This is a genomic window from Kitasatospora sp. NPDC004240, assembly GCF_053603215.1.
Window position 1 is genome coordinate 1 of sequence record NZ_JBSGFD010000256.1, and the last position, 10063, is coordinate 10063.

Below are 10063 nucleotides of genomic sequence, written 5' to 3' on the forward strand. Positions count from 1 at the left end.
GGGAGCGGTGTGCTCCCGGCCGGCCCTCACCGTTCACCGGCCACCCCGTCGAGCCCGACGGGCCCGCCCCCGTGGGGGACCCGCGATCAGTACCGGTCGTACCGGGTGTCCAGCCCCACCCGCTTGCAGGCCGCCCTGGCCCCCGTGGACGTCGAGGTCGCGTCGGGCGCGGCCGGCCGCTGCTCGAACACCTCCCGCGCCCGGGCCTCGGAGAGGCTGGTGGCGTACCAGGGCGCGGTGCCCACGGCGCCGCTGTCCCTGTACTCCAGCGCGCAGGTCCGGTAGTCGCCGGGGAGCCGGTCGAGGATGGGCACGGCGTCCAGCGAGAGGGCCCGGACGTTGCGCAGGTCGATCTGGTGGGTGCGCTCGAAGCGGGCCACGTTCTGCTCCGCCACGATCGCGTCCGGGCCCATCAGCCCGTACACGGCGACGGTGAGCCCGGCGCTGAGCAGGACGGCGCGCGGCAGCCAGGCGGACGAGCGGAGCGCGCCGGCGACGATCATCAGCAGGAAGACCACGCCGAGCCAGATCTCCACCACCAGCACCCACAGGCGCAGCTGGGTCAGCCCGGAGGCGTCCACGTAGTACCACATGCGGCCGAGCGCGGAGGCGACCACGACCAGGGTCAGCAGGCAGAGCGCGCCGAGCAGGATCCTCGCGAGCCGGCGGTCGCCCTCGGTGCTGCGCGGGGCCCAGCGCTTGGCGACGGCAACCACGACGAGGGTGAGCACGGTGATGACCGTCAGCTGCCAGAAGCCCTGCCGGGCGTACTCGGAGCGGCTCATCCCGGTGTTCTTCATGATCGAGTCGCGGCCGCCGAGCACCACCACGCCCTGGACCAGGGCGAAGGCGCCGAACATCAGGTTCAGCGCGACCAGCGGCAGCGCCCACTCCAGCCGCCCGCGCTCGCGGCCCGGACGGATCTCGGTGAGGTCCCAGCGGCGCGGACCGGCCGCCATGCGGGCGAAGCCCAGGGCGACCGTCGTGCCGAGCACGAACAGCACCACCCGGAAGGGCGCCTGACCGAGGTCGAAGCTGGGGATGAGGCTGTCCATGACGTCGGCCATGGCGGCGTCGGCGCCGGCGAACAGCGCGCCGAAGACGATCAGCAGCACGGCGGCCACCAGGAGCGCCTTCAGCACCGGCACCACCTTGCCGCGCCCGGGGACGCGCGAGCCGCGAAGGCCCTGCCGCGCCCAGACCAGACCGGGCACCAGCTGCCAGGCGATGCCCGGCAGCGGCATCAGGACGCCGGTCCAGCGCCGGCCGCCGTGCAGGGCCAGCGAGGCCAGGGCCAGCGCGCTGAACGTCGACAGGACCACCGCCCAGTCGGCCTCGTGGAGCGCCGGGACGGTCAGCACGGCGAGCGCGAGCACGGTCCACACCACCGTCCAGGGCCGCAGCCGGCGGCCCGCCGAGCGGGCGGCGAGCCCGGCGCCCACGGCCGCGACCAGTCCGCAGATCAGCAGGTTGACGCCGAGTCCGTCGCCGAGCATCCAGGAGGTCAGCACCCCGGCCGCGGCCGCCGCGCCCACCATCCGCGGGGTGGCCTGCGCCCGGCGCTCGGGGGCGCTGGCCCGCAGCCACTGGAACGGCACCGGGGCGGGCGTCCCGGCCGGCGGGCGGTAGGGGTTCGCGTGCCCGTCCGGCCCGTAGGGCGGACCCGACGGCCCGGCCGGTCCGGAGGCAGGTGTGGACATACCGGACATGAGTCCCCCTCAGGGAGCAATGGGCGCGCGGGAGCCACCCGGAGCGGGCGGTCCACCGGAGGAGCAGGTCGGCGCCTCGGCGAGGTTGACTCTAGAGCATTCTGAACAAGTTCAAAAACACCTCGGAGGGGTTGTGTCACACACCTGTGACACAACCCCCCCGTCCCTGCCGCGGGCGCCGGTGGAGTGGCTCGTGCGGTGCACCGTCGAGCCGGTGCCCAAGCCGTCGCGGACCGGCCGGTGCGCCGTGTTCGCGCCGGTGGCGGCCGTCAGCACCGACGGCCGCCACCGCCCCCGCTCAGCCCTTCACCGAGCCGGCCAGCAGGCCCCGCACGAAGTACCGCTGGAGGCCGAAGAAGACGCACAGCGGGATGATGATCGACAGGAACGCACCCGCCGTCAGCAGCTCCCAGCGGCCGCCGAAGGAGCCGGACAGCTGCGACAGCCGGACCGTCATCGGGGCGACGTCGGCCGTGCCGCCGGCGAAGGTCAGGGCCACCAGCAGGTCGTTCCAGACCCACAGGAACTGGAAGATCGCAAAGGAGGCCAGCGCGGGGGCGCACAGCGGCAGGACGATCGAGCGGAAGATCTTGAAGTGCGAGGCGCCGTCCACCACCGCCGCCTCCATCAGGTCGCGCGGCAGCTGCGAGATGAAGTTGTGCAGCAGGAAGATCGCCAGCGGCATCGCGAACATGGTGTGGGCCAGCCAGACCGGCGCGTAGGTGCCGCTGAGGTCCACCGCCGGGATCACCGGCACCGAACCGATGTGGGCGCCGCCGGAGAACAGCTGCAGCAACGGGATCAGCGCCATCTGGATCGGCACGACCTGCAAAGCGAAGATCACGAAGAACACCGTGTCGGCGCCCCTGAACCTCACCCAGGACAGCGCGTACGCCGCCATCGCCGCGAGGACCAGCGGGAAGAGCGTCGCGGGGATACTGATCGCGATCGAGTTGACCAGGAACGGCAGCAGGCCGCTGGAGCTGCCGAAGCCGCTGTCGAACAACACGGTGCCGTAGTTGCCGAAGCCCAGGTCGGGATTGGTGAGGACGGTCCACCAGCCGCTGGTGGCGACGTCCTTCTCGTCGCGCAGCGAGGTCACCAGCAGCCCCAGGGTGGGGAGCGTCCACAGCACCGTCACCAGGATCACCAGGAACGAGGCCAGCGGGGTGGCGAAGGCCCGCCGCACGGAGCCGCCCCGACCGGCGAGCCGGGTGCCCCGGGGCCGGCCGCGGCCCGCGTCGTCACGGGCCCCGGAGGAGTTCCCGGAGGGCTGCCCGGCGGTCGGAGGTGCGCTCATCGGACCCCACGCTCCCTGCGCAGCTGGACGATGTTGTAGGCGACCAGTGGCAGCACCCCGAGGAAGAGGATCACCGCCAGCGCGCTGCCCCGTCCGGTCTCGAACTGGACGAAGGACTGCGAGTACATCTCGTTGGCGAGCACCTGGGTGCCGAAGTTGCCGCCGGTCATGGTGCGGACGATGTCGAACGCCTTCAGGGTGGTGATCATGACGGTGGTGAGCACCACCACCACGGTGGTGCGGATCATCGGCACCGTCACGTGCCAGAACAGCCCGAACCCCTGGGCGCCGTCCAGCCGGGCCGCCTCGGTGACCTCGTCCGGGATCGCCTTGATCGCGGCGGACAGCACCACCATCGCGAAGCCGGTCTGCACCCAGACCATCACCGCCATCAGCAGGAAGGTGTTGAGCGGCTGGGACAGGATCCAGTTGGGCGGCTCGTCCCAGCCGACGGCGATGGCGAGCCGGCTCAGCAGACCGATCTGCGACTGGGAGGGGTCACGGGTGTCGTAGATGTACTTGAAGATGATCGACGCGCCGACCAGGGAGATCGCCATCGGCATGAAGATCAGCGACTTGTAGACCGCCTGACCGCGCATCCGCTCGACGAGCAGGGCGAGCGCCAGGCCGAGCCCGGTGGCCGCCAGCGGTGCGACCACCAGCCACAGCAAGGTGGTGAGCAGCACCTCCTGGATGGCGTCGGTGGTCAGCGCCCAGCCGTAGTTGCGCCCGCCCACGAAGCGGGTGCTGTCGGCGTTGTAGAAGCTGAGGTAGGTCGTGCGCACCAGCGGCACCACCAGGCCGACCAGGAGCAGCAGAGCGGCCGGGCCGACGAAGACCGCGACGGCCAGCGGCCGGACGATCCGGCCGCGGGCCCGGCCCGCGACGAAGAAGACCAGCAGCAGGATGCCGAGGAAGCCAGCCATCGCGCCGATCATGTTGCCGAACTTGATCGACGCGTCCTCCCAGGCGCCCGCGGCGAGTGCGCCGTCCACGCCGGGCGCGCCCTGGGCCGCGAGGGCCCGGACGGGGGCGAACACGGTGCCGAGGGCCGGGGCGTCGGCGGGCACCGGGGCGTGGCCGGCGGAGAGCACGGTGTCGGTGACGGGGGGCATGCGGGTTCTGGTCCTTCCCGGGGCGGACGGCCGGACGAAGGGCGGGCGGTGCGGGTGGGTGGCCCCGCACCGCCCTCGGCAGGTGGTCCCGGAACGGCCGCTACTGCGGCCAGGCCGCGTCGATGTCCGCGGCGGTCTTCTGGATCGACTGCCCCTCCGCGAACCAGGCCGTCAGCGACTTCCACATCTGCCCGGCGCCGACCGCGGCCGGCATCAGGTCCGAACCGTCGAAGCGGAAGGTCGCCCCGGGGTCGGTCAGCGCGTCCGCGGAGAGCCGGTCGATCGGGTCGGTGTACAGCGACTTGTCCACGCCCTGGTTGGCGGAGACCCAGCCGGTGGCCGTCCTCACCCGGGTGCTCGCCCACTCCGAGCTGGACAGGTAGTTCTGCACCGCCTGCACCTCGGGCCGGTCGGAGAAGGCCGTCACGAACTCGCCGCCGCCCATGACCGGGTTGGGGACCGAGGGGTTCACCGCGGGCAATCGGAAGGCGAAGACGTCGCCGTCCGGCGCGACCTTGGTGCCCTTGGGCCACTGCGCCTGGTAGAACGAGGCCTGCTGGAGCATGTAGCACTTGCCGGTGAGGATCGGGGCGCCCGCGTCCTGGAAGGTCGTGGTGGCGATCGACCGCACGTCACCGATGCCGCCGTTGACCCAGGCCGGGTTCTGCATCCAGTCCGCGACGGTCCGCATCGCCGTGGTGATCTTCTCGTCGGAGAACCTCACCCGGTGGCTCACCCACTGGTCGTACACCTCGCCGCCGTACGAGCCCAGCACCACCTCCTCCAGCCAGTCGGTGGCCGGCCAGCCGGTGGCCGTGCCGGAGGCGATGCCGCCGCACCAGGGCTTGCCGCCGCCGGCGCCGGCGATCCGGTCGCTGAGCGCCATCAGCTCCGCCCAGGTCTTCGGCACCTGGTAGCCGGCCTGCTGGAACGCCTTCGGCGAGTACCAGACCAGCGACTTCATGTTGGCGCTCATCGGGGCCGCGTAGAAGGTGCCGTTGACGGAGCCGTAGGTCTTCCAGACCGGACTCCACTTCTCCTCGTTGGCGACCGTCTGGGCGGGCGGCTTGACCACCTTCCCCGACTTGACCATCTGGGCCAGCACCCCGGGCTGCGGGATGATCGCCAGGTCGGGGGCGTTGCCGCCGGCCACGCGGACCGGCAGCTGGGACTCGAAGTCGGCGGCGCCCTCGTAGCTGATGGTGATCCCGGTGCAGCGGCTGAAGTCCGCCCAGGACTTCTGGAGGTTGTCCGACTCCGGGCTGCGGATCGAGGCGAACATGGTCACCTTGGTGCCCGAGTGGCCCGCGTACGGCTGGAACGCGGCGCAGTCCCCGGAGAGCGTCTCGGCCTTGCCCGAACCGCCGCCCGTACTGCTCGGGCTGTTCGAACAGGCGGCGGTGAGCGCCAGCGCCACCGCCAGCGCGGCGGCGGCCGCCAGTCTGCGGCGGGCGGGAGCGGACGGCATGGTCGGGGTGGGGGTCAATGCGGTCCTCCTTGCCAGGGCGGCGAACGCCGGCGGTAAGACGGAACGACACTGCGCTGTACCGGAGTCGTGGGCGTACCGGGCAGGGGCGTGCGCCGGCCGTACGGCGGACCGCACGGCCGATCCGTCGACGGTAGCCCAGCAGCCATCCCCCGCCAAGGTCCGGGTGCGACCTTCACCCGCACGTGCCGCACCCGTGAGCCGTCCGTCGGACCGCCCGCCGCCCCCGGACGGCCCCGGCGCGGACCGGCCCGCGGCCACCGCCCGGCCCCCGGGCACGGGTCCGGCCGGGACCCCACCCGACGGGGCCCCGGCCGGACGTCGGGGAGGCGCTCAGAGCCGGACCGGCAGCTCCTTCAGCGCGTTGACCACCAGCGAACCGCTCGGCCGCAGCTCCTCGGCCGGCACCGCCAGCGCGAGGTCCGGGAAGCGTTCGAACAGCGCCGGCAGCGCCACCCCCGCCTCCAGCCGCGCCAGCGGCGAGCCCGGGCAGACGTGCGGGCCGTGGCCGAAGGACAGGTGCCGGGACGGCTCCCGGGTGACGTCGAACAGCTCCGCCGTCCCCCCGTGCTGCCCCGCGTCCCGGCCGATCGCGTTGTACGAGACCAGCACCGGCTCACCCTTGGGGATCACCACGTCCTCGACCTTCACGTCCTCGGTGGTGAACCGGAACAGGAAGTTGCTGGTCGGCGGCGTCCAGCGGAGCGACTCCTCCACCACCGCGTCCCAGGAGACCTCGCCCGAACGAACCAGCGCCAGCTGCTCCGGGTGGGTCAGCAGCGCCCGCACCGCGTTGGCGATCAGGTTGACGGTCGTCTCGTGCCCCGCCGCGATGATCACCCGCAGGGTGGCCGCCGCCTCGGCGTCGCTCAGCCCGCCGCCCTCGACGTCCGCCTCCAGCAGCGCGCTCGCCAGGTCGTCGCCCGGCTCGGCCCGGCGCCGGGCCACCAGGTCGTTGACGAAGGCGTTCAGCCCGGCGATGGTCGCCTGGATGCCCTCCGGGTTCGGCCGGATCCCGAAGAACCGCTCGTAGAGGTCCCGCAGGTGGGCGTGGTCCGACTCCGGGACGCCCAGCAGCGAGCAGATCACCGTCATCGGCAGCGGGAAGGCGAACGCCGACTTCAGGTCCACCTCGCGCTCCCCCGCCGCGAGAGCGTCCAGCAGCCGCTCGGTGATCTCCACGATCGCCGGCCGCATCAGCTCCACCCGGCGCGGGGTGAAGGCCTGCGCCACCAGCGCCCGCAGCCGGCGGTGCTCGGCGCCGTCCGTGGTCACCATGCTCGGGCCGGGCACCGCCAGGCCGATCAGCGGCCAGGTCTTCGGGACGTCCCCGCGCTGGTAGGCGGCCCAGTGCCCGGCGTCCTTCACCAGCCGCGGGTCGGTCAGCAGCTCCCGCGCGGCGGCGTGCCGGGTCACCGCCCAGGCGGCGACCCCGCCGGGCAGCACCACGGGCACCGCCGGACCGGCGGCGCGCAGCAGCGCCCCCTCGGCGGCGTTGTCGCGCGCCAGCGGGTCGAGGACGATCGGAGCGGTCATCGGCACAGCTCTCCTTCGGTTCTGTCCCGCGGGTCCGTTCCCCGCGCGACGGTCTGGGACGTCAGGCCACGTACCCCGGCGAGAAGGACACCGGCAGCGCCACCAGCCCGCGCACCCAGGCCGAGGGCCGCCACACCAGCGCGTGCTCGGCCACCGCCAGCCGCAGGTCCGGCAGGCGGTCCAGCAGCACCTCGATCGCCGTCGTGGCGATCACCTCGGCCGCCTCCCGCGCGGGGAACGGGCAGCCGTGGTCGCCGTACGAGTGGCTCAGGTGGGCGCGGTTGCCCTCCACCGGGCGGCCGTCCTCCCGGCGCACCAGCGGGTCGGCGTTGGCCCCGGCGAAGCCCAGCAGCACCATGTCGCCCTCGGCGATCCGCTGACCGCCCAGCTGGGTGTCCCGGGTCGCCCAGCGGCCGGCGAAGATCTGGGTCGGGGTGTCCTCCCAGAGCACCTCGTTCAGCGCCTGGCCGACACTGCGCCGCCCGCCCGACAGCGAGGCCGCGAACCGCTCGTCGGTCAGCATCAGCCGCAGCGCGTTGGAGATCCAGTACGAGCAGGGCTGGTGGCCGGCGATCAGCAGCACCCGCAGGTCCCGCATGATCTCCTCGTGCGACAGGCCGGCCTCGTGCCGGAGCATCCAGGAGGCCAGGTCGTTGCCCGGGCGCTCCTCCTTCTCCCGGACCAGCTCCAGCATCACGGCCAGCAGCCGCTGCGCGCCGGCCGGCGCGTCCGGGCCGCCGTCCAGCATGGTCAGCAGCGCCTCGATCAGCACCGGGGCCCGCTCCTCGTCCAGCCCCATCAGCCGGCAGAGCACCAGCAGCGGCATCCGGTGCGCGTACTCGGCGACCAGGTCGGCCTCGCCCCGCCCGGCGAAGGCGTCGATCAGCCGGTCGGCGACCTCCTCGCAGGAGGTGCGCAGCTCGTACGCGTCGATCGAGGCGAGCGCGTCGGTGACCGCCCGGGAGCGGCGCTGGTGCTCGACGCCCTCGGCGTAGAGGATCGACGGGACGGGGGCCATCATCGGCCGCAGCGGCCAGTCCTCGGGGATCTCGGGCCAGGCGTTCCAGCGGGCGGAGTCCCGGCCGAACACCTGGGGCTGCCCGGTGACCAGCTGGAGCTCCCGGTAGCCGATCACCAGCCAGGCGGGGACGCCGCCGGCCAGCTCGACCGGGGCGACCGGTCCGTGCGCGGCCCGCATCTCGCGGTACACCTGGGACGGGTCGGTCTGGAAGCGCGGCCCGTACAGCGGAGTGGCGCCGGCGTGCGCCGGGCAGCCCGGGGGCGGGGTGGCGGCGGGCTCGGTCACGGGGTGCTCTCCTCGTAGACGGGGGTGGCGGCGGCCGGGTCCCCGCCCGCCTCGACACGGGCGGCCAGGTGGGCGACCAGCTCGATCAGCACCCGCTTGACGGACTCGCGGTCCCGGGCGTCGCAGTCCAGCAGCGGCACCTCGGGCGGCAGGTCGAGCGCCTCACGGACCTGGTCGAGGGTGTGGGTGGGGCCGCCGAAGTTGTTGCGCGCCACGACGAACGGCGTGCCGTGGTGCTCCAGCCGGTCGATGGCGTACCAGGACTCCGCCAGCCGCCGGGTGTCCACCAGCACGACCGCGCCGAGCGCCCCGGAGAAGAGCCGGTCCCAGAGGAACCAGAAACGTTCCTGCCCGGGCGCGCCGAAGAGGTACAGCACCTGGCTGGCGGAGAGCGTGATCCGGCCGAAGTCGAAGGCGACCGTGGTGGAGCGCTTGTCCTGGACGCCGGTGAGGTCGTCGATCCCCTCCCCCGCCTTGGTCATCGTCTCCTCGGTGTTCAGCGGACGGATCTCGCTGACCGCGCCGACCAGGGTCGTCTTGCCCACGCCGAACCCGCCGACCACGACGATCTTCAGCGCGTTGTCGGCCGTGCTGCGCAGCGGGGTGCGGCCGGCCGGCCGCCCGCCGGCGTCGGGCCGGTCAGAGCCGTTGGAGTCCATGCAGCACCTGCTTCAGCGTGTCGAGATCGGGCAGCTTGGCCTTGTTCGGCGCGAACCGGGGATGGCGGGCGGTGACCGCCCGGCTCTCCAGCAGATCGCCGAGCAGGATCTTCACCACCGACACCGGCAGCGCCAGTTCGGCGGCGATCTCCACCACCGCGGTCGGGGCCTCGCACATCCGCAGGATCCGCGCGTGCTCCGACTGCATGCCCGGCGCCGGCTCCCGCTCGGCGACGATCAGGGTGACCAGGTCGAAGGCGTTCTCCGGGGAACGGCTGCGGCCACGGGTGATGGTGTAGAGGCGGTCCGGGTCGTCGTCGCGGCCCGGCAGGACCGGCCGGGTACTCATGCCCCGGCGCCCTCGTGCTCCGTCCCGCTCCCCGGCTCGCGCGCCGGGGCACTGAGGTAGGCGCCGATCTGCTCGATCAGACCGTGCATGTTGTGGCCGACCACGCCCACGTCCGCGTCGTCGTCGGTCACCACGGCCAGGTGGGCGCCCTCGCCCGCGGCCACGATGCACAGGATGCCGCCGTGGAACTCGGTCATCGACTGCCGCACGCCGCCGCTGCCGTCCCCGAACTCGATCGAGGCGCCGTGCGCCAGGCTCTGCATGCCGGAGGAGATCGCGGCCAGCTGGTCGGCCTGGTCGGTGCTCAGGCCGGAGGTGTGGCAGAGCTTGAGGCCGTCGGCCGACAGCACCAGGGCGTGCCGGGCGCCGGGGGTGCCGCTCAGCAGGTTTTCCAACAGCCAGTCGAGGTCACGGTCGGTTGCGCTGCTCATCAGGAGTCCTTCTCGGAGACGGGGGAGGCGTCAGTGAGGGTGTCGTCGGCAGGGCCGGGGCCCGTGGTGGGGCCGTTGGTGGGGTCGTCGGCCCCCGGGCCCCCGTCGGGGCCGGGACTACACCTCCGGCTCCACCGGCCTGCCCAAGGGCGTCAGCCTCACCCACGCCAAC

9 protein-coding genes are annotated in these 10063 nt (G+C 73.1%); all 9 read right to left on the minus strand.

Translation table 11 applies throughout. The features are described 5' to 3' along the window. Positions 1-86: 86 nt before the first annotated feature. The 9 genes from ACWEQL_RS37890 to ACWEQL_RS37930 all read right to left on the minus strand — a co-directional run bounded on the left by ACWEQL_RS37890 (position 87) and on the right by ACWEQL_RS37930 (position 9891). The gene (locus tag ACWEQL_RS37890; protein ID WP_452155383.1) at positions 87-1700 is read right to left on the minus strand and encodes a DUF4153 domain-containing protein; all 1614 of its coding nucleotides are present in this window, start codon (positions 1698-1700) and stop codon (positions 87-89) included. Between the two features lie 307 nt (positions 1701-2007). Further along, a complete protein-coding gene (locus tag ACWEQL_RS37895) occupies positions 2008-3009 on the minus strand; it encodes a carbohydrate ABC transporter permease (RefSeq protein WP_452155385.1) in 1002 nt (333 codons plus the stop codon). Continuing rightward, positions 3006-4124, minus strand: coding sequence for a carbohydrate ABC transporter permease (locus ACWEQL_RS37900; RefSeq protein WP_452155387.1), 1119 nt, complete (start codon positions 4122-4124; stop codon positions 3006-3008). Before ACWEQL_RS37900 ends, ACWEQL_RS37895 begins: the two co-directional genes overlap by 4 nt. A gap of 100 nt (positions 4125-4224) precedes the next feature. Continuing rightward, a complete protein-coding gene (locus ACWEQL_RS37905) occupies positions 4225-5610 on the minus strand; it encodes an ABC transporter substrate-binding protein (protein ID WP_452155389.1) in 1386 nt (461 codons plus the stop codon). Between the two features lie 333 nt (positions 5611-5943). Beyond that, entirely contained in the window at positions 5944-7146 is a 1203-nt protein-coding gene (locus ACWEQL_RS37910; RefSeq protein ID WP_452155391.1) for a cytochrome P450 family protein, read from the minus strand. A gap of 61 nt (positions 7147-7207) precedes the next feature. Beyond that, positions 7208-8452, minus strand: coding sequence for a cytochrome P450 (locus ACWEQL_RS37915; protein WP_452155393.1), 1245 nt, complete (start codon positions 8450-8452; stop codon positions 7208-7210). Then, positions 8449-9111 carry a GTP-binding protein gene (locus tag ACWEQL_RS37920; RefSeq protein ID WP_452155395.1) on the minus strand — a complete coding sequence of 221 codons (663 nt, stop codon included), beginning with the start codon at positions 9109-9111 and terminating at the stop codon, positions 8449-8451. The genes ACWEQL_RS37915 and ACWEQL_RS37920 overlap by 4 nt, the downstream gene beginning before the upstream one ends. Next, a complete protein-coding gene (locus ACWEQL_RS37925; RefSeq protein ID WP_452155397.1) occupies positions 9092-9460 on the minus strand; it encodes a DUF742 domain-containing protein in 369 nt (122 codons plus the stop codon). The genes ACWEQL_RS37920 and ACWEQL_RS37925 overlap by 20 nt, the downstream gene beginning before the upstream one ends. After that, a complete protein-coding gene (locus ACWEQL_RS37930; RefSeq protein WP_452155398.1) occupies positions 9457-9891 on the minus strand; it encodes a roadblock/LC7 domain-containing protein in 435 nt (144 codons plus the stop codon). The genes ACWEQL_RS37925 and ACWEQL_RS37930 overlap by 4 nt, the downstream gene beginning before the upstream one ends. Between the last annotated feature and the right edge of the window lie 172 nt (positions 9892-10063).

Bases quoted from the DNA above. Each gene is read 5' to 3' on its own strand.
- ACWEQL_RS37910 (WP_452155391.1), bottom strand. From the start codon at position 7,146: ATGACCGCTCCGATCGTCCTCGACCCGCTGGCGCGCGACAACGCCGCC.
- ACWEQL_RS37895 (WP_452155385.1), bottom strand. From the start codon at position 3,009: ATGAGCGCACCTCCGACCGCCGGGCAGCCCTCCGGGAACTCCTCCGGG.
- ACWEQL_RS37900 (WP_452155387.1), bottom strand. From the start codon at position 4,124: ATGCCCCCCGTCACCGACACCGTGCTCTCCGCCGGCCACGCCCCGGTG.
- ACWEQL_RS37920 (WP_452155395.1), bottom strand. From the start codon at position 9,111: ATGGACTCCAACGGCTCTGACCGGCCCGACGCCGGCGGGCGGCCGGCC.
- ACWEQL_RS37930 (WP_452155398.1), bottom strand. From the start codon at position 9,891: ATGAGCAGCGCAACCGACCGTGACCTCGACTGGCTGTTGGAAAACCTG.
- ACWEQL_RS37925 (WP_452155397.1), bottom strand. From the start codon at position 9,460: ATGAGTACCCGGCCGGTCCTGCCGGGCCGCGACGACGACCCGGACCGC.
- ACWEQL_RS37890 (WP_452155383.1), bottom strand. From the start codon at position 1,700: ATGTCCACACCTGCCTCCGGACCGGCCGGGCCGTCGGGTCCGCCCTAC.